The 19,656-nt window shown below is 68.8% G+C and carries 16 protein-coding genes; 1 reads left to right on the plus strand and 15 read right to left on the minus strand.

What is annotated here, in order from left to right:
- The 6 genes from CCN56_RS04040 to CCN56_RS04060 all read right to left on the minus strand — a co-directional run.
- A partial coding sequence (locus CCN56_RS04040; protein WP_179199675.1) for a pPIWI_RE module domain-containing protein occupies positions 1 to 1,465 on the minus strand: 1,465 nt, incomplete at its 3' end.
- 199 nt (positions 1,466 to 1,664) lie between these two features.
- Positions 1,665 to 4,952, minus strand: a complete 3,288-nt coding sequence (locus CCN56_RS04045) for a hypothetical protein (protein ID WP_256961721.1) — start codon at positions 4,950 to 4,952, stop codon at positions 1,665 to 1,667.
- The gene (locus tag CCN56_RS04050; RefSeq protein WP_086823721.1) at positions 4,949 to 6,214 is read right to left on the minus strand and encodes a hypothetical protein; all 1,266 of its coding nucleotides are present in this window, start codon (positions 6,212 to 6,214) and stop codon (positions 4,949 to 4,951) included. Before CCN56_RS04050 ends, CCN56_RS04045 begins: the two co-directional genes overlap by 4 nt.
- Before the next feature lie 86 nt (positions 6,215 to 6,300).
- Positions 6,301 to 6,936, minus strand: coding sequence for a hypothetical protein (locus tag CCN56_RS42480; RefSeq protein ID WP_143664421.1), 636 nt, complete (start codon positions 6,934 to 6,936; stop codon positions 6,301 to 6,303).
- A 167-nt stretch (positions 6,937 to 7,103) separates the two neighbouring features.
- Positions 7,104 to 7,250, minus strand: coding sequence for a hypothetical protein (locus CCN56_RS42935; protein ID WP_179199677.1), 147 nt, complete (start codon positions 7,248 to 7,250; stop codon positions 7,104 to 7,106).
- 666 nt (positions 7,251 to 7,916) lie between these two features.
- The gene (locus tag CCN56_RS04060) at positions 7,917 to 8,756 is read right to left on the minus strand and encodes a hypothetical protein (protein ID WP_179199678.1); all 840 of its coding nucleotides are present in this window, start codon (positions 8,754 to 8,756) and stop codon (positions 7,917 to 7,919) included.
- Positions 8,757 to 8,940: 184 nt separating this feature from the next.
- On the opposite strand from CCN56_RS04060, the gene CCN56_RS04065 reads away from it, so the two are divergent.
- Positions 8,941 to 9,285 carry a nucleoside triphosphate pyrophosphohydrolase gene (locus tag CCN56_RS04065; protein WP_086823705.1) on the plus strand — a complete coding sequence of 115 codons (345 nt, stop codon included), beginning with the start codon at positions 8,941 to 8,943 and terminating at the stop codon, positions 9,283 to 9,285.
- A 60-nt stretch (positions 9,286 to 9,345) separates the two neighbouring features.
- Here the strand turns inward: CCN56_RS04065 and CCN56_RS04070 are convergent, their stop codons facing one another.
- From CCN56_RS04070 to CCN56_RS04110, 9 genes are all read right to left on the minus strand, one after another.
- A complete protein-coding gene (locus CCN56_RS04070) occupies positions 9,346 to 10,170 on the minus strand; it encodes a sugar nucleotide-binding protein (protein WP_086823707.1) in 825 nt (274 codons plus the stop codon).
- An 840-nt stretch (positions 10,171 to 11,010) separates the two neighbouring features.
- The gene (locus tag CCN56_RS04075; protein WP_086823709.1) at positions 11,011 to 12,306 is read right to left on the minus strand and encodes a DUF317 domain-containing protein; all 1,296 of its coding nucleotides are present in this window, start codon (positions 12,304 to 12,306) and stop codon (positions 11,011 to 11,013) included.
- Positions 12,307 to 12,321: 15 nt separating this feature from the next.
- Complete coding sequence (locus tag CCN56_RS04080) at positions 12,322 to 13,467, minus strand: DnaB-like helicase N-terminal domain-containing protein (RefSeq protein WP_086823711.1); 1,146 nt, start codon at positions 13,465 to 13,467, stop codon at positions 12,322 to 12,324.
- Complete coding sequence (locus tag CCN56_RS04085) at positions 13,467 to 14,756, minus strand: DNA cytosine methyltransferase (protein WP_179199679.1); 1,290 nt, start codon at positions 14,754 to 14,756, stop codon at positions 13,467 to 13,469. The genes CCN56_RS04080 and CCN56_RS04085 overlap by 1 nt, the downstream gene beginning before the upstream one ends.
- Positions 14,753 to 15,163, minus strand: coding sequence for a hypothetical protein (locus tag CCN56_RS04090; RefSeq protein ID WP_256961722.1), 411 nt, complete (start codon positions 15,161 to 15,163; stop codon positions 14,753 to 14,755). The genes CCN56_RS04085 and CCN56_RS04090 overlap by 4 nt, the downstream gene beginning before the upstream one ends.
- 438 nt (positions 15,164 to 15,601) lie before the next feature.
- Complete coding sequence (locus CCN56_RS04095) at positions 15,602 to 16,414, minus strand: hypothetical protein (RefSeq protein ID WP_086823713.1); 813 nt, start codon at positions 16,412 to 16,414, stop codon at positions 15,602 to 15,604.
- A gap of 98 nt (positions 16,415 to 16,512) precedes the next feature.
- A complete protein-coding gene (locus CCN56_RS04100; protein ID WP_086823715.1) occupies positions 16,513 to 17,295 on the minus strand; it encodes a hypothetical protein in 783 nt (260 codons plus the stop codon).
- Positions 17,296 to 17,345: 50 nt separating this feature from the next.
- Positions 17,346 to 17,579 carry a hypothetical protein gene (locus tag CCN56_RS04105; RefSeq protein ID WP_086823717.1) on the minus strand — a complete coding sequence of 78 codons (234 nt, stop codon included), beginning with the start codon at positions 17,577 to 17,579 and terminating at the stop codon, positions 17,346 to 17,348.
- Between the two features lie 176 nt (positions 17,580 to 17,755).
- Complete coding sequence (locus CCN56_RS04110; RefSeq protein WP_086823719.1) at positions 17,756 to 19,549, minus strand: type IV secretory system conjugative DNA transfer family protein; 1,794 nt, start codon at positions 19,547 to 19,549, stop codon at positions 17,756 to 17,758.
- Positions 19,550 to 19,656: the final 107 nt, after the last annotated feature.

Here is a 19,656-nt window from a genome sequence, read left to right on the forward strand (position 1 = left end):
CGACGCCGCGCCCGATGGGGAACTTGTAGCTCTTGCCCTGAATGGGGCGGATCTTGCTGTCTGGGCCGATCGGGGGGAGTGCTTCCCTGATCTCGCCTTCAACGCTTTCGGTTTCTTGTGTGGCAGCGTCGTAGTCGGTCTCGGACTGGGCCCGGTTCTGGATGAGGCTCAGGGTGGTGTAGTCCATGCCGAGCTTGGCGAGGATCTGGAGTGCCATCCGGTTGATCCGACGGATCTTGCCGCGACCGTCCAGCTCGACCTCGATCAGCGGGAGTTCGGGGTCAGCCTGCTCGACCAGCACCTTGCGCGCGTAGGCCAGGTTGGACTTGAGGCGTGTCACCTGGGAGGAGGCCAGGATCACGGGGTGGGAGAGGTTGGGGAGGGTCTTCATGGACAGCCGGATGCGTGCCACGGAGTGCGCGGTGCCGTTCTTGTTCGACCAGGGGTGGCCCCAGGCGATCAGACCGCCCTCGCTGTCCGGGCGGAGTGTGATCTCTTGCGCGTCAACCTTCCATGGACGTGCGGCCAGGCGGATCGACAGGTCCCACGTCACCGTCCGGTACACCCAACCCGGTGCGTCCGGCTGGCCGTTCTCGTTGGTGATGAGGTAGTCGGCGAGGAGGCGATGTTCCTGCGGGGTGCTGGCGACCTTCACGGCCAGCGGGTCGGGATTGTTGAGGCTGATCTGGTCGATGGGGGCGCCCATGGCCATGCCGACCATGAGGGTGAAGGCGTCGCGGAGGGTGTCGTCGTCGATCTCGACGCGGGTGACGAGAACGCCGGCCCAGGGGTCGAAGTGGACGTAGCCACCGGTCAGGCAGCGCAGCGCGGTCGTGACGATGGAGTGGGGAGCCTGGACCTCTTCTCGGCCGGCGAGGCCCTTGTATGCGCGGTCGAAGCCTCTCCAGAGGTTCTTGAACCCGTTGTCGAACTCGCGGACCACGACGGTGGCGCCGTCGAGGAGCTGCGGGGTGCACAGGTACGCGGCGACGTTCAGCTGCTGCTTCTTGTTGACCCTGGATGATTGGCCCGTGGGGAGCTGAGCGGTCATCGGGGGGAGTGCTCCTTTTCTGGTCGTATGGCGGTACGCCGGGACGGGGGAGTGCGAGGCAGAGGAGGGGCTCTCGTCGGCATCGGGCAGCTCATCGGCCGCTGGCCGTGGTACACGGCGGCCGATCAGGCAGTCGTCTTTGGTGATGTAGTTGGCGAGACGATGGATTCCCATGAAGTAGTGGGCCCCCAGCTTCCTGGCCATTGCCAGGGGAAGAGCGCTGTAGACGGGGCAGAGGTGGACCTGATCCTCATCGGCGAGGAGAGCTTCAGCCACGGCGGTGAATTCCTGGGGCGATCGCGCTGCGGGCTTCTGGAGCAGGCGGATGATAGCCAGGGCCTGCGTATAGGTGTAGTCCGTGCGCCGCTGGAGCTTGCGGGCGTCCTTCTGCAAAGGTGTTTGCCGCTTGGGCATGTCTGTTCCCTCGCGCGGTATCCCATGCTTCCCGCCGAGACTATGACGATGCCTGGCAGTGATGTTCGTGCCCGAGACGGGCTTCATCGCGCGGGTCCAACGGGGCCTTTGGCCAACGGTCGCTGCATGGGAGCTTCCGTCATTCGCCTGGGCAGTGCGCGTCCAGCCGTGCGTCACCGTAGCACGGCTGGACGGGTAATCAGTGCCCCTCGGAATCCTCGGAGTTGATGCCGGCGTACGCGAGGAACGCGGCGAGCGCTTCGCGGTAGATCGCATCCATTCTCCGCCGGACGTCCGGAGTCCACTTCTCGTGCATACGCCGCAGGATGTTCTTCAGGTCGGACTTCCACGAGTCATTGTGGAAGGCGTAGTCGACCAGGTGCAGCGTCATGTCCGTGCCGCCGCGACGGGCCCTGCCGGCGAGTTGGATCATGTCGACGATCATCCCGGCCACGATCTCCTCCTGGAGGGTCTTGTGGGCACTGACGAACCCGGGCGCGGAGCGCATGATCAGCCGGAGCCGAGACCAGGCTGTCTCTCGCGCCTTGTGCAGGACTTCGAGAGGATCACTCGCGGGAGTGACGGCGTTGAGCCCGGCAGCGTTGATGGAGGCGTACATCTCCGGCGGGTCGGTGAGCAGCGCGAGAGGCCGCGTGCACAGGTAAACGCTGGTGATCGCCGACCGCCGGCCGATGACGATGTTCAGGCCGCGCGCGATTCTCGCCATGGGGACGACGAGGATCTTCCCGCGCTTGGGGAACGTGGTGAATTCCTCGGGTGTCAGCTCGACGACACCAGGGGGGAGTTTGACGGCTTCCCGGAGCCGGTCACGCCGGTACTTGTCTGGGGGAACCGCGACACACAGGCCGTCGCGGTAGTCGCCCGATGCGTAGATGCCGGCGGCGATGTGGCGGCAGTGCTCGTAGGAGTTGACGACGACCGCCACATGCGCCCGGTCGGGGTCGCTTTCGAGGAGTTCGCTGAGCTCGGGGTGGATCCTGTCGCTGTAGAGCTTCTCCCCGAGCGCGTTGAGAGCCTTGCTCTTGAGGTGCTGGGGGAGTCCGGAGATCTGGATGTCGCGGTTGAGTGCGTCCTTGAGCGGCGCCTGCATGGCGCTGATGCTCTCCGGGTCGGCGTCGGTCATCCACCACTTCACGTGGCCGTGGACATGCTCACGTACGGCCTGGGGGAAGTAGGCGGTCGCCGACAGGCCCATGACCGGACGCTCGACGCCGGCCAGCACGAGAGACACGATGCCGCCGAGCTGCGCCGTGTAGGTGTGGGGATCGCCGGAAATGCTCTGCGAGGTGAGTTCGGCGGACTTCTCCGGGTCGTCCAGGCCGGTGACCCGGTAGCCGAAGACGCCCTTACCGAGCATCCCATAGGGCAGGATGCCGGATGCCACACCTGTCTCTAGCTTCTCTCCGAGCTTCTGCGCGGAGGGGAGTCCGGCGGCCTTGAACTGAGCGGTCTTCCCTCGGAGGCGCTCAAGGGTCATGTCCAGTTCGGCCAGCCATACGCGGACGATCAGAAGCTCGATGGCCTCGCCCCGGTCATAGCCGTTGGGGACGACATCCTTGAGGATCTTGTCCATCTCGGAGCGGGCCTGGGTGAGGAGGTCTTCTCCCCGTGATGCGAGGAGGTTCCCTAGCGCCGCCCGCACCGCTTCCAGGTGCGGTTCCAAGGGAGTGCTGTAGATTCGGCCCAGGGGGAGCGCGTCCTCAGACGATTCCGGGTGCACGGGGTGCAAGGCGTTCAGCTTGTCGAACAGCTCGGCCGGGATCTCCTGGACATCGGTGACGTCCTCCTCGGGGAACAAGAGCGTGATCAGCCGCCGGTCCCGTGACCCGGACAGGTGCCACATGCTGCTGTTCGAACCGTGTGTGTCCTTCGCCTCGTCCCGTCCCTCGTAGTAGCGAAGGTGAAGCTCGTCGGTACACAGTGCGGCGAGGAGGAATTCCGCCAGGTAGCGGGCGTGGCTGATGGTGGGGCACAACTCCTTGATGGCTTCGGACGACATGATCCGCTGGTCGTCGTCCAGGTCGCGAAGAGGAACGCTCTTGCGCTGCCGGGAGTCAAGGATCAGGTCGCTGGAGCACATGTCAACCGCTACCGACTGGAACTGGTCGACCTCGTCAATCAGGACGGCGTGTGAGCGGCGGAACGCGAACTCGGCCACGGACAGGTCGCCGGCCTTCCTGCCGTCGAGCATGACGCCGATGTGGATTCGCCCGGCCATGAAGTTGTGGTGGTTGGTCACCACGACCGCGGCCTTGCACGCCTGGCGTTGCTGCTCGTACTTTCCGCAGGTCTGCATCCACGAGCAAGACCGACTCCCCGTCATCGGGGGGATGGGGCCCAGGTACCGGCACGACTCGCTTCCCGGAGGGTACGGGTGCGTGCTGGTCGTCGCGTGCTTGAGAGCACACCCGTAGGAGAGGGTATCGAGGCGCCATAGGGTCTCGTCGTCCTGGCCGATGAGAGGGCCTTCGATGCGGGAGACCAGCTTCATGGCCCGGTCGTGGAGCCGGGAGGGCGACATCAGAGGGGCGCAGGTTTTCTCACTACCGAGAGCACTGAGGTCTTCCTTGATCTCCCATGCGGCGGACAGCGTCGCCTCGACGGTTGGGAGGACCAGAGTGATGGCGTACCCGTTGACGGCGAGCCAGGATGCCGCGACCCTCACGAGGACACTCTTACCGGTTCCGGTAGGGGCGTTGAAGATCTCAATGGGCCCGGCGAGGAGCATCAGGGCGTCACCGACGCTGATGTCGTCGGTCGTCTGGAGCTCGTGGAAGAGTCTGGACAGGACGTCGAAGAGGTACCCCTCCTTGCCATGCTTCTCGTAGCGGGCCTGGTCGACCTTCCTCGCGTGGTCCAGAAGATCGGCGGTGGGGATTCTTAGCTCCGGTTCGTAGGGGAGCGTGTTCACCTCGGGGAGGTCATCGAGGTCTTTCCCGCTGGTGAAGGTGCCGGTTGCCGGGATGACCGCCCGACCGACGATCTCGCCCTTCCCCGACGCGTACCGCTTGGCCGTGAGCCACGTCCCTGGGTCGGCCGGGGGATGCGCCCTCCGGCGCCCGTACGACTTTGACAGCCTCTCCAACATGCGGTCGACGTGGGCGAGGAGATCGCCGCCGACCCGCGGCCTTGCGGACACGGCGCTGCCGGGATCCCCCACCGCTTCGAACGGGATGCCGCCGTCCGGAGACTGCTCCGCCAGGCAGCCGCGTACGAACCGGGTGAACACCCCCGACGAGGCGAAGTCTTGCCGTCCGTACCGGATGACACCGGCGATCCGCTGTTTGTCCGCGAGCGGCATCTCCCGCCACTGGTCCCACAGGTCCAGGTGCCCAGTGAAGAAGAACGACGCGTGACGGAACGACGCCACCAAGTGGCCTTCATCGTCCTTCTCCGGGAAGTAGTGCGCCGCCAAGGCCAGCGCGGCGGACGCCGAACCGACACCCTTCGACAGCTTCTTCGTCACGCCCACGTCGCACCCGCTTCCTTGCACACCCGCGCGCCGAAGTCCCCAGCGGTCGCCACCCGCATCCACTTCCGGCTGACGTCCTCCAGCATCGGAACCGTGTCGTACCGGAAGTCCGGAACAATCAGCCAGTCAGCACCGCCCTTGTCACCCCGGTCAGCGGTGATCTTGTCAGCGAGGAGTGTTGCGTACGTGTAGTCCTTCACGTCGACCTTGAACTCAGTCCTCACCCCCGGCTTCCGTGCCACCGTGACGAGCAGGTCGTAGGTGTCCAGATCCGGCCACAGAGCCACGACCACGCCCTTCTTCTTCACGGCCGGCCTCGACAACGCGTCATACAAGCCCAGCTCGGGGATTCCCGGGATCGTTGTGCATCGCCATACCCCCCGCACCAGGGCCCTGTGCCCCTTCTCCGGGGCTGGCTCGGGGATCCGGTCCGTGATGTCCTTGAACAGGACGCTCGCATTCCCCTCGGGCTTCAACGGCCTGCCCACGGGCCGCAACTCTGGTGCCTTGCCGCTGTCCGGAACCGTGAACTCGTACCGTGCTCCCTGCCGGGCGTGCGGCCGGTGGAAGCAACGGACCTTTCCCGCAGAGCCACGCCTCTCGCCATGCAGCGTGATCTTCATGGGCCACGAGCAGAACGGGCACGCGAACCACCACCGTTGGTCATAAAGCGCGTCGAACCGGATCGGTTCGTAGAACTCGTCGAGCTTCGCGGGGAGATCAAGACGGCGGAGTTCCCCGGCAGGCCCAGCCGGAGTTCTGATCAGAGCGGACCGCCATGTGCAGTAGGACTCCTGGGAGCGGCCCTTCAGCAGTTCCCGGTGCACCAGTGTCTGGTGCAACTCGTCGCCGACTCGTGCACCCATCGCTGACCGGCCGTTCCAGGACGCCTTCTCGAGGGCTTCCAGGACGGTCCGCTGCTCCATCTCCAGATCGTAGGAGTCCTCCTCGAACTCCCCATCCTCGGTAATGGCGTAGAAGCCCGACATCTCGCCGGCGTCCACACCGTCGGGCAGCAGCGCCGACAGGTCCTCCGTCAGCATCTCCCGAAACTTGGTGAAGGTCAGGGGCTTTCCGGGGCCCCACGCCCAGAGGATCCTCGCGTGGGCGTCCATCATCTCCTTGAGACGGACTTCCGGGTCTGTGCTGCTGTCAGACCCGGTCAGTGCCCTCGCGGCCATTGAAGCAGCAGTCATGACGACATGCCGGACCTCGGCGTCATGCAATGAACTGACGTAAGTAGAGCGTGCGTTCACCTCGTCGACCTTAGGTGTGTACCAACGCCTCGCAGCCATCAGAGCGATAATTCATCAGTTCGGGTGATGGAGTGTGCGGAAACCTCCTACGCAAGCTCCGCGATGGCGACCTTTGGGTACATGCCTCGATAGGTGTCCCGGTATGCGGTGATGTGCTGGCGTCCGGCGTCAGTCAGGCGCCACCGGTACTCTCGTACGAACGCCTCCTCGCCTTCCCCTTCAGTCACCGGAAATTCGTCGATCAAACCCCGGCTTCTGCCTCCGTGAGGCCCATGCGGCTGGTACCCCGTTCCCAGGTAGAACTTCGCCCTCCCCCACATTTCATCATCTGAAAGACCGTCCGGTTCGGCGGAAGCCACTTTCATCAGACTGGACCACAGCCACTCTGAAAGCAGGTGCGTCGGCCGCCGTGCCGAAGGTGCCTCACCGAGACCTGCTCGCGCGCAGGCTCGGCCCAAGCGGGTGAGTTCCACCAGGACTCGTGGAACGAAGCCCAGGGGGAACACCTCGACCTGGTCCTCCGAGACCACGACAAGCCCGCGCGTGGCCAGTGCCTTGAACGTCTGGCCAGCACCAGCGTCATGTTCCCCCAGTACCCGTAGGCGGTCCTGAAGGGCCGTGTACCCCGTGAACTCCGGGTCGGCTTTGATCGTGAATGGGATCTTTCTCCACTCCGCCGCGGGAATCCGCTTACCCGAACCGGCCGCGCGTGCAGCCGTCACCTGACGCTCAACCTCCTGGTCCTCCTGGTAGCAGGCTGCCAGATAGGTGCGCTGCCGCTCATTGAGGCCCTCCCAGGTCTCCGCTGCTCGTACGGATGGGTGCTTCCTGCCCTTGGAAGGGGGCTTCGGAGGCACGTCCGACGGTTGACTCCGCATCCACGCGTCCATCAGAACCCGGGGCGGCCGTACATCCGGGCCAGGGCGCCGCCCAGCAGCCCCGCGGATTCCGGATCCGGCAGCAGCTTCGCTGCCGCCTTCCTCCCCTTCACAAGGTCCCGGATCTTGTGCCAGTCGATGAGTTGTCCGTGGCCCACCGGGTCTCCTTGTAGACGAGCTGCCACGCTCACTGCTGTGAGGCCGGCCGCGTACCGAAGGCCAATCAGGGACGCTTCTCCGCGTGGGCCGGCAATCAAGTCGTCGGGGGCGCATCTGAAGGCCAGGGGCAGATCCCCCAGACGAGACACCGAGGGTGAATGCACGCCTGCCTCGCAGTAGTGGATCACCGGGCCGGCAACCTCCATCCGGTCTGTCACGTCCTCTGGGGACAAGCCGCGCTCCTTCCTCATCTTGGGCCAGTTTCGTCGCGTCGATCTTCCACACCGGCTGTGGCACGCACCCAGGGAACCGCGATGAAGTCTTCGTCGCAACCGTCCCCAACACCCATCGGCCGAGGCGAGCCCGCCCTGGGGGACGGCCCCGAGGGCGTTCCTCGCCAGGCGTCGCGTCCCAGGTTGATACGGCGAGCACGTCGGCCGACTGGCGGGGGAGTCGACGTCACACGTGCTCGTACAGGGAATCCTCCACTTCCCGAGTCGGCCACGGTCCAGGCGGTCTACCGTTCCGCCTTCCAACTGCCCCCGGTTGACGCGGTCGCGGTCGCTGCAGACGAGTCGACCACCTGCACGAGCTGGTCGAGACTCTGACGTACGAGGTCGACAACCTAGGCGTCCGGAACACCGACGGCTCCTCCGGGCTCGTCGTCAGCGTGTCTGAAGTTCCATCATCACTCGTTCCGCCGTCTCCCGGGCGGCCCCCAGCCGGGGGTCGTCCGGGTCGGCGTAAGGGCCGAGGATCTTCGCGGCGATGAACAGTGTCATCAGCCGGCCGCCCTGGCTCTCCAGATCGTCACGCCGCTCGCTGCGGACTCGGTCGGCGAGGGACGGGACGGCGAGGGAAGCCCCCCACAGGTTCGCCGCGTCCAGGCCGCGTGGGGCCATGCCCCAGTCCTCCCAGTCGAACACGCAGAACGCCGGCGCTGTCATGTTCGCCCAGTTGAGGTCGGCATGGGCCGGACGCCACTCGCGCAGGGACGTATCAACGCCGGGGAAGACACCGTGGATTGTCCCTGTGATGAGTTCCTGTGTCAGGGTCTCGGTGTCCGGCGTCGCGATCCGGTTGGTGTGCTGCGCTCCGAGAGCATCCAGGGAGGTGTTCAACGCGGCCCACCACTTCTCGGTCAGCTGCGGCTCCTTTGTCAGCACGGCGTTGCCCACTGGCGCTCCGGGCAGCAGCTCCGTCTCGTCCGCCCGCCACATCACCGGCTCCGTCTCGTCCCGCCACGCCACCCCGGCGAACCAGGCCGGCTTCGCGACCTCGGACACGGCCTCCGCGGACGCGGTACCGTCCCCGCCCTGGACCCCGATCCGGTCCAGCCCGCGTCGCTCGACACGCACCCACGTACCACGGCCCGTACGTGCGCCCACCGAGCGGCGCTTCCGTACCACGCTCTCGCGGTCCAGGCTTGTCCCGAGCGACCGTTCGACACGGTCCAGTACGGATTCCACCGGCTCTTTACGCAGATCCACCGAACGCAGCGTCATGGGCCGGAACCTACCCCACGCTCATCGCACCACGCCCGACACCGACCCCTCCGTAGACGGCTCGCGCCTCCGTACCCGCCGTGGGCGGGCGGTCGAGGTGGATTGGAACAACAGGGCTGACGGTGTGCGTTACTCCACCTCCACCGGGGAACGCCCGCCCCACCCAACGAGCGGAGGAAGACCTATGCCGGAGACCGAGACGACCCCCGGGGTCGGCAAGCTGGTACGGGACCGCATCCCGCAGATCATCCGGAACGAGGGGGCTGAGCCGGTCACCTACATCGCCGGCCCCAAGGAGTATCGGGCCCGGCTGCGGGAGAAACTGAGCGAGGAGGTCGCGGAGTTCCTGCACGCGGACGACGTGTCCGCGCCCGACGAGCTCGCGGACGTGGCGGAGGTGCTGCTCGCGCTCGCTGCCGACCTCGGCATCAGCCCCGAGTGGCTGGAGGCCATTCGGGCTGCGAAGGCGGGCGAGCGGGGAGGATTCGCCGGGAGGATCGTCTGGACGGGTAACCGCTGTCTCGAATAAGCAGGCTGCCCACGCCCACAGCATGCGGTCGTGGAGCCGACCAGGGCTGACCCTCTCTCGTCAGCCCTTCCCCAGGAACTCTCGTACTCCGCGGAGCCGGGTGCTTAGCCGTCGCTGCGTAGCGCGGCTGTCGAGGCGTACGTCCAGGGCTCCGGGCAGGGTGCTGTCGGTCCGGCGGCCGGCGGGCAGAAGGGCGGGATCGAGTCCGTCTCGGCGGGCGACGAGTACGCCGAGGGCGTGGCGGCTGACGGCGTCGGGGCCGGCCAGGTGGAAGACGCCGGTGGCGTCGGAAGAGGCGAGTTCCCAGAGAGCGGCTGCCAGGTCCGTGACGTGGACGGGGCAGCGGACGTCGTCCGTGAACAGCGCGCCCTCCCGCGTGCCGACGGCGAGCTCGTGGACGATGCGTTCGTGCGCGGACCCGCGGTCGCCGATGATCAGTGAGGTGCGGGCGACGACCGCGCAGGGATGCAGGAGGCGTACGGCCGTCTCTGCGGTGGCCTTCGCGGCCCCGTAAGGCGTGACGGGGTCGGGAAGGGCCGTCTCGTCGTAGTGCACGTCGGCTCCGGAGAAGATCGCGTCGCTGGACACGTGCACCAGGCGGATCCCCCTGCTCGCCGTCGCGACGGCGAGGCGGAGGGGGCCGTCGGCGGTGACCGCCCAATTGGCTTCGCCGCTGGCGGCGTTGATCACCGCGGTCGGGGCCACGGCGTCGAGGACCGCGTCGAGGCGGCTGGCATCGCGGAGGTCCAGCTGGTGCCACGAGGTCCCGGAAGCGCCGCCGGGGCGGGAGTGGAACGTCGCGGCCGTGGCACGGCCTGCGGCGCGCGCCTGGCGCACCAGCTCCATCCCGAGGAACCCGCTGGCCCCGATGATCAGCACCGTCATGCCGCTACACGCTACTGCAGGCCGGCTCCGCGGAGGGCCTAGAGGCACCAAAGTACATATTGGAAACCCAATGCGAAACGTTTACTGTTGGCCTGACGATAAGGGCCTTGTGTTAGTGCTTACGTTAGCCTTCGGGGTCTGCTGTCCGGCTTTTATCTTGGGGTCGCGCAGAGGGTTCAACAGCCGCTATTGTGGGCGTCCTGTCGCCCGTTCTTACGGGGGCCTCATGGCTCGTGCTCCGCACGGGCGGTTCGGTGTACGAGCCGCCGTGTCCGGAGCACGAATCCAGCGTGCCCCTTGCAGGAAGGTGGACCCATGTGTGGTTCATCGGGGCGGGAGCCCGAACGTCCGTCAGGAGGTAGCCCCTCAATGGGGCTTGAGAGGGTGAAGGCCATCTGCGCCGTAGCGGCGGGGGTGATGTCTTTCCTGGCCAGCTGCGTGGCAGTCTGGGTCTTCCTGAGGAGCTAAGCCGTCCTGGGTCGGGGCACGACCCAGGACGGCCGTCCGGGAGGGGCCGGCGTGGACATCTCTGTCCGCGTCGGCCCCAAACTTTTGCGGCGACGCGATTGCTAATCTGCGCCGCGAGCGACATTGCTAATCTTCCCGCACCGAAAGTTGGCGTCGTAATCTGCGTCGCTAGTTTAAGGCCGGCAGTGTGACGCAAATAAGTTGACGCATATTTGGTGTGTGCGTCAAGTTATATGTGTCACTCCTAATCTAGCTTTCGCGCTCCCCGAAAGCTAGCTCGCCGGACAGTGTTAACCGGCATGAATCCGCATCTGTGCAGGTCAGGGGCGGTGGGGCAAGCGCAGAGCGTCGACGGCATCGGGGCCGGGCCGGTTACCGGCCGCGGAAGTGCCGGGCGGGAACGGCTGCGGGGAGCCGGGAGATGGGCGCCGGGAGCGGCCTCGGGGCCGGCCGTGTGGGTGATGGAAACAGGTCGGCGGCGGTCTCGGCGAGCTGGGCCAGCAGATCGTGGGGAACGCCGGCGGACAGACGGATGGTCCACGCCGCCCTTTCGAGGTCCTCCCCGCCGTACAGCGTCCATCGGTCTGCCACGGCGTGCGGGGTGGACTCAAAGACCATGGTCCCGTCCGGCGCCGCCCACGTGGTTCGGGCCGGGTGGCTCGCCGGGTGCCAGGCGGCTTCGTGGAGGACGTCGTCCGGGTGGTCCGCGGTAGTGAGGGGCGGGGCGTCGAGGTGCTGCAGGATCGTGTGGATCAGGGGACCGGGGGTGCCGGCGGTGAGGGTGGCGTGCCAGAGGCGCTCGCCGACCGGGCCGTCGTACTCGGCGACCGTCCAGGCCACGTCGGTGCGGTGCCGTGCCTCGTGGTCGAACTCGGCTCGCACGGTGAGGGATTCGTGGGAGGCGATGGTCGTCTCGTCGGAGGGGCGGTACCTCTCCCACTGGCAGTCCTCGTCGAAGAGGGCGGCGAGGAACGCCTCGTGCTCGCCGAGCTCCGCGACCGGAGGCTCGGCCGAGGGCGCGGAGGTCTCCTCGGCAGTGGACGGGGTCGTGCCCGCGAGGAGCCGGCAGACGGCCTGTTCGAGGTCGGTGAGAGGGGCGGGGCCAGGGCGGACGGCGACGGAGTAGAGCCGGTGGAACTCGGCGACGGCCTCCGCCTCGGTGCCGAACGCGATGTCGGTCTTCTGTCGTAGGTGGTTCTCGCCGTGGAGGTGGACGTGGCGCCGGACGCCTGTGGTGTAGGAGCCGACGGCGACGGTGGTGTGGCCGTCGTGGGCGTGCAGGTGGATGACGAGACGGCCTTCGGCGATGTCGTCGTGGATGCGCTGGGCCTCGGCGCCGACTTCGCGGATCTCCTCACGGGTGCACCAGGGCATGGGGTAGTTCGCCCAGGTCCATTCGGTGTCGATCTCCTCCTGGAGGGCGGGATCGATCTCGGTGGTGAACCCGAGCTGCTGGAGCTGTTCGGCGGCCTGGGCGGTGTAGTGGGGCTCTTCGCGGTCGATGCGGGCCAGGACCATGGTGGTCGGGCCGGTGCTGCGGAAGCCGTGGTCGTGCAGGTGAGAGCGGGCGGCATCGGCCGTGGGTCCCGTCGTGGTGGCGATGACGGCGGGATGGTGGTCGGGGTGGAGGGCGAAGTGGACGTGGGCGTCGGCGGAGGCGTACGGCATCGGGTCCTTCGGAGGTTAGGGGGTTCGGCCGGCGGTGGCCCGTGCGGCGGGGCGCGCGGACGGCGGCGAGACGACGGGGGCGCGGCGCGTCGAGGGGCCGGCGCGTGTGGTGGGCGCGGCCCGCGCTCGCTGGGGCAGCGGGCGGCCGGTGGCATGCTGCCAACGGGTACGGACGGCGCCGATGTCGGCGAGGGTCCGGCGGGCACCGGCGACGAGCTGGAAAGGTGTGTTCATCGGGTCGTCGGAGTACGCCTGGATGCGGCGGGCGGCGTGGTCCACCGTGGTCAGGAGCGAGCGCGTGAGAGCGCGTTGGCTCCAGTGTTCGACGGATCCTGCGGGTTCGGCGAGAAGACGCAGTACGTCGCTCGGCTCGCGTCCGTCGTGCAGGAGGCCGCGCTGCTGGGCTTCCCACAGGACGGTGACGGGGTCGACGGGCTCGTGGCGGCGGACGAGGGTGGTGAGGCACTGCCACAGGCCGGCGTGCAGGGGCTGGGTGAAGTCGTCGGCAAGCAGCCACCGTACGGACTCGATGTCGGCGGGGCGGGCGGTGGCGGTCGCGAGCAGCAACTGCTCCTCCTCTGCCGCCTCGGTGTCGTCGGGCACGATGGCCGGCGGGGACACAGGCGTGCGGGGTAGGGCGCCGGCGCGTGGGGGGAAGCGTGTGGCGATGTCGTCCACGACCGCGGCGAGCGCGTCGGCCTCGGCGAGCACTGTCGGGACGGGGTGCGGGAGGGAGGCGTCGTGGACCGTCTGGACGAGGTGCTCGGCGGCGGCACGTAGCCGGCGGCGGGCGTGTTCGGCCTCGACCATCCGCGCGTAGGCCGCCGCGTGCCGGGGCCAGGGACAGACCTGGATGAGGGTGTGCAGGTAGGAGGCGGTCAAGCCGCGTGCCTGCTCCCGACCCGAGGCGAGCACCTTGCTGAGCCACGTGATGTTCCTCGCGTGCTCGTCCGGGTCGGGCGGCGGCAGGGCGTTGATCGCGGCGAATACCGCGGCGTGCGCGGCGGTGGAGAACGAGTCGGCGCAGATCCCGGTCACGTCGCCGAGACGTCGCGGATCGAGAAGAAGGGCGCCGAGGAGGGCTTGCTCGACATGGAACACCGGCTGCGGCGCCGGGATCGTGTCGAGATCGTCCTCGTCTGGATCGAGGTTGTGGGGCATCAAGCGGCCAGGGTGAAGTCGTTGGGGTCGAGGGTGACACCGAGGTGGGGGGCGAGGAGGTGGCCGGCGAGCAAGGGCGGAACCGCGTTGCCGATCTGCGAGAACTGCTGGCTCTTGTTTCCGGCCCACGGGTAGTCGCCGGGGAAGGTCTGCAGCAGGCCGGCCTCGCGAGCGGTGATCCGGATCGGCTCCGGCACCGAGGGCACCTCGCCGTCCTGCGCCGACGTCGGGACCGGTTCGGCGGCCCAGGTGCACTCGTTGGCACGGTGCCCGAAGAACAGCGTGCCTGCCGGCTCCTCGATGGACCGGACGGTGGCGTTGGCCTGGTTGTTGCTGCGCAGAGACCACGACCAGCGATGCGCCTCGGAGGTGAACGTCGGCGCCGGGGTGGTGGCGGCACGGTTCTCGCGGGTGCCGTGCCGGGCCGCCCACCCTGTGCGTTCGCGGCGGGAGTTCAGGACCACTCCGTCCGGACGCGGCATCCAGGTGCCGCGCTCTCGCGCGTCGGTGAGGGTCTTGCGGGAGCCCGACGGGAACGGTTCGGGCCCGCCGCCCGGCCCGCCGCCGGCGCAGACGGTCGGGACGGGACGGTCGGTCGCTCCCCAGCCGAGGGCCTCGGCCATGGACACCCAGCGGGCGCGGCCCGGCCCGAAGAGGCTTTCGGGCTCGGCGACCGGGGCATGGGTCGGCGTCGGGGGTTCGGCGGTACGGACGCGGGAGGCGAGCAGGATCGCCCGCCGCCGGGTCTGAGGCACCCCGTAGTCCGCGGAGTTGAGGATTCCGCACCACACGGAAAAGCCCCAGGACCTCAGGATCTGCGCGTACTGCTTCCACAGCGGCAGCACGTCAGGGACCTCTTCCATGGCCACCCACTCCGGCTCACCGACGGCGTTCAGGGCGTGCAGGTAGCGCATCGGCTCGGCCGCGAGCAGGGAGCGTTCATCGCGACAGGCGACCAGGAGCTTGGTGCGGGTGTCGAGGCCGGCGGCGAGATCGGCGACCGCCTGGTGGACGAGTGGCTGGTCCACCAGGCCGAGGCGCTTGCCTGCCATGGACCATGCCTGGCAAGGCGGCGAAGCGATGAACCCCCGGACCCTGCCGGCGAAGATCCATGCCGGGTACGTCGCCACATCGGTGCGGATCGTCAGTAGACCGGCCGCCGCCCTCGTCTTGCAGGCCCATTCGTCCCATTCCAGCCCGACGTCGCGGATCCCGAAGCGGTGCAGGGGGAGGCTCCAGCCGCCGGGTCCGGCGAACAGGTCGAGCACGAGCCCCTTCGGCGGGATCACGACGCGAGACCGAAGTTGTCCTGCTCGGCGTCGCCGCGGCAGCTCCAGGGGGAGCGGCCATTTACCACGCCCAGCTTGGCGGCCTCGGCTTCGACGTCGTCGAGGGCGGCGCGCTCGGCCCTGGTGACGTGGTCGATCGGGGCCTCGCCGAGCGGGACGCGCGATCGGTGCAGGAACGCCTCGCCCAGCAGGGTGTTCCCGGTCGCGTTGGCGCGGGCGATGCCCTTGAGGATGGCCGCGTCGAACTCGACGACGTCCTCCCACTCCGAGGGCGAGGTATCGCGGATTTTTCGCCACTGGGAATTTCCGTGATCGACGCGGGCGGAGACGCTGTCCACGGCCGGGATCGCAGGTGCTGGCGGCAGGGTCCGCAGCTGGAACCGGAGGCGGTCGACCTGGCCGGCCATGTCGTAGAGGGCGAGTGCATGAGTGAGGTTGGACAGGATGGTCTCCTTGTGTGGGTGTCTCGGTCGGCCTATGGGCAGGCAGGGAGCGTCAGAGGGTGCGGCGCGGGCCCGGGAGCGGCGCGGGGTGTGTATGCGGCGCGTGGCCAGAGCGGCGGCAGCCTCACGGGCGTCGGCCCTGGCGGCGGTGTAACGGGGCAGGACGCGATCGGTGATCCGCCGGGCGGCGCGGGCCGGGTCGAGCGGGACGGCGACCGAGGACGGCGCGGGGATGTGGATGGTGATGTCCTCGTGCAGACTGCGGGGGACGGACGGACGAAGGTGGTGGGCGGTGGGATGGCGAGCCGGGCCGGCTTCCCTAGCCGTCGCGCCGGGACGGAGGCTGCGGTGCGCTCGGATGCGCGGGAAGCCGGCGGAGCGGCTTCTTCGCGGGCAGGGGTGTCACCGTCGCGTACGCGCGGGCGGTGTGGTGCCCTTCGCCTTGACCGGTGCCGGCGTGGTGCTTACGAGGCCGCGGTTTTGTGCCGGACGCGCTGACAGGAGGGCTTGGGTGCCGGCGGTCGTGAGCCGTACGCCGTACCGGTCCTGCTGGACGAGCTGGGTGAGGCTGATCAGTCCCTTGTCCAGAAGGGCGTCGATGGTGGTTCCCCTCATGTGCGCGTACAGAGGGGCGATGACTTCCCGGGTGCCCGCGGCGCTCTCGTGGACGACGGCCTCGCCGCAGGCGAACGCGGCGAGGCCCCTGCGCTGGGCTTCGCTGACCTTGACGGTGGGGGTGCTGGTGCCGAGGTTCTCCCGCGCCGCCCATTCCTGGGCGTAGAGGTAGCCGTCGTGCCGCAGCAGGGCGCCGCTGACGTCCTGGACGGCCACCGGCGTTCGGTACAGGTGCGCGCGGGACTGCTTCAGCAACTGGTCGGCCGAGGCGGTGTCGCCGTGGGCGAGGGCGGAGACGGCGTCCGATGCGCGCGCGGCGGCGTTCGAGGTGGCCTCGGTGAGTCGACGGAGGACGGTGATCGCTTCCTGGCCGTCGACGGTGGTCGACGCGTCGGAGAGTGCCGCCTGGGCCAGAAGTTTGCCGGTGTGCAGCGAGGTCCGGTACAGGGCGCTGCCCGTACGGATGGTGTCCGCTAGCTGCTGTGGTGCCTCGCCCGGCTGCCGCGTGAGGTCGTCCAGCAAGTCGCCGCACTTCAGCAGGTACTGGGTCAGGGCCCACAGGTCCTCATCGATCGGGCCGGGAGTGAACGGGTGTGTCAAGAAGCGGGACTCCTTGGAGAAGAGAAGACGAGGGAATCGCGAGCACCGGCCCTGCCGCCGGGCGGCGCGACGCAGGCGCCGGCGCGGCGGTCCTTGGATCAGCGAAGTCGGGTTCGGGCGGGCTGCGCCGCGAGCGCGGCAGGCCGGTTCGAGGCGGGGGCGGGGGGACGGCCGAGCCGAGAGGCGAGCGCCACGCGGCCGGCGTCGGTCAGGTACAAGCGCACCGAGAGCGATGTGTCCAGCGGGTGGGGCGCGCGGGTGACCCAGTTCCGCGCCTCAAGGGAGCGGACCGTGGCCATGGACAGCCGGTCCAACCGCAGCCAGGCTTCTTCGACCGTTCGGGTGTCCACGCTGACGTAGCCCTGGGCGACGGCCAGGAGGCACCGGTATTGGGAGGACGACATCACAGCGGCGGGCTCGGCGCCGTGCTGGGCACGCACCGCGCCCGCGACGTCGGCGGCGGCACCGACGAGGTCGGGTGCTCCCAGGGCGGTCAGAGTCCTGGCCGCATCCACGTGCCGCCCCGCCTCGATGAGCGTGTCCTGGACGTGCTTCGTACGGCCACCAGGCCGCTGCGCCATCTCCTCAGCGGAGAGGGTGCGCAGGAGGCTCTCGGTGATCCGCAGGTCGTCGGCGGTTGTCGCGGCCTGCGTGGCGAGCAGCGTCATCCGGATGTACACGTCGTGGGCGACGGGAGTGAGGGGCAGGCGGATCCGTGCGGCGGCCTTCTGGACGTCCTGGACGTACCAGGAGATGGCGCCCGCCCGCGTGGCGAGGGCCTCGGCGATCTCCCGCGAGAGGTGCTCTCCGACGCGCAGGAGTCGCAGGTCGTCGTGGAAGCTGGCGAACTCCTCGGCCAGGGCGAGGAGACGAGCAGGCATCGGGATCTCCGGTGACTGCGGACTGACGGGGTGTTCGTGCTCGGGCGGCGTCACATGCCCCGCCCCGACTTGGTCGTTCGCGTGACGGTCGGGGAAGCGACCGGGGGCATGCGGGTGCCGGGCTGGGCGAGGAGGTGGTGGTCGCGGGCGGTGGCCAGTGGATCAGCGTCTGTGGGCAGGCCGAAGAGCGTGGCGGGGATCGCTTGGGCGAAGGCCGTGATCGGACCGCGGCAGGAGCGGGGACCGTCGCCGGCCACCGCCTGCCGACGGGCGGCGAAGTTCACGGTCGCGTCACGGGGTGCGGCGCCGGGACGGATCCGGCCGGTGAGCGCACAGGCGACGTCATGCGCGGTCGGGGTGCTGGGAGACGTGGGAGAACCTCCGTTCAGGAACGTCCTGTTCGTGGGGCCGGTGTGCGCGGACAGGGCCGGGGCCCGTCAGCGGCAGGGGAAGAGGACCGTTACGCGGCCTGCTCGAAGTCGCCCTTGGACGGTCGCTGTTTGGCGATGGCGCGGGCGGTGATGGCCTGCGAGGCGCGGGCGGAGGCGGCGGCGAGCTCGTCGGCACCGGGCTCGGCGTACCAGGGGCGCAGGTCGAGCATGGCGACGCGCATGCCGGTGGCCAGGCACAACGCGCTGCCCTTGGGTAGGGCGCGGATGGCGTCGGCGGGCAGGATCCGTTCCTGCCGCATGCTGATCGAGGTGGACTTGCCGGACTCGGAGACCGACGTGCTGGTCGTCTCGACGTCGTGGTCGCCGATCATCCTGCTCAGCTTGTCGGCGAAGTCCGGGTCGTCGATGCCGGAGCCGATCACCTTCACCGTGGCCGCCGACCACATCGCGTCCATGCCCGCGTCACCCCACACTTTCTGGCCCTGGCGGTAGGACTGCAGGATTGTGATCGGGATGATCCCGCGCGACCCGAGGTGGGAGTACAGGTCGGGCAAGTCCGAGATCTTGCAGACGTTGGCGGCCTCGTCGAGGATCGCGAGCATCGGCGGGTCGAGCCGGCCGCCGGCGCGCTCGGCCTGGGCGGTCGCGGCCCGCATCACGGAGTCTGCGCACGCCGCGATCAGTGCGCTCGCGCCGCCTCCGCCATCCTTCGACAACAAGAACAAGGTGTCCGTGGACGTCACGAAGTCGGCCGGGCGGAACTCGGGGACGTCCTTCTGCGGGGTGACCCAGGCGGCGATGTCGCTGTTGAGAAGGGCGGCGGCGTACTGGCGGGCGGTCTCGTAGATGCCGTCCCGCGTCTCGGGCGGGCCCTCGACGGTGCCCTTGAGCTGGGCTGCGACCGCGGCGAAATTGTGATCGCGGAGGATGTCGAGCGGGGTGCGGTCGGCCGGGAAGGCCAGCCACTGCATGATGTCGGTGATCGGCCGTTCGTCCAGGGCTGCGGCCAGGAGCAGCTGGGAGAGGACGTTGCTGCCGGCCTTCGACCAGAAGTCGCCCTGCTGGGAGGCGTCGACGCTCGCGGCGAGGAAGTGCCCGGCGAGCCGTCCGGCGCCGTCGAGGGTCTTGGCGTCGGCGAGCGGGTTCCACCACATGGTCCGCTCGGCGTGGGCGATCTGCTGCGGGTCCATCGACCACACCCGTCCCACGGCGGCGCGCGCGTCGAGGCACGCGGTGTAGGCGTCGCCGGCCGCCTTGTTCGAGGTCAGCAGGACCGGTCCGGGCGCGGCGAGGATGGAGGGGATCGCCAAGCTGGTGGTCTTGCCGGAGCGCGGGGCCATGATCGCGACGGCGACGTCCTCGAAGCCCATGCGGACCTCGTGACGGGTTCCGGCGAGGTTGCCGAGGAGGACGCCGGCGTCGCGTGGCTCGATGTGCTTGGCGGCCTTCAGGCTCGGCCGCAGCGAGCGCGCCTTGGACTCGATGGCCTTGGCGAGCAGCGGCTCGATGTCGCGGGCCTTGGCCATCCCGTCGACCTTCTTCTTCCGGCCACCACCTCGGTTCTTGTATCGCAGCCACACGGCTCCGCCAGCGGCGGCGAGGAGCAGCGTCACCAGCACGGGGATGACGCGGGTGGTCAGGAGCAGAGACGTTTCTCCGGCCTGCGGCCACAGCTGCTCGGGGCGCAGGAGAGCATCGGCCGGCCGGTAGGGCGCCCAGGTGCCGGTGCCGGTGGCCCAGGCGGTGAGGTTGCCGCCGAGCCAGGCGATGGAGGCGAGGGGGAGGCCGACGGCGAAGGCGCCGAGGAGGACCTTCAGGGCTATGTCGTAGCCGTCGGAACTGGAGGAGGGAGCGGAGCGCAAGCGGTGGTTCCTTGAACGGTGCGGCGGGCGCGGGAGCGTCAGAGGAGGCGGCGGGACCTCAACGGCGGCACGGGAGGTGCAGGCGGGGGAGCGCTGGTGCGGCGGAC

The organism is Streptomyces sp. NRRL B-24572 (assembly GCF_002156145.1).
Taxonomy (GTDB): Bacteria; Actinomycetota; Actinomycetes; order Streptomycetales; family Streptomycetaceae; genus Streptomyces; species Streptomyces vietnamensis.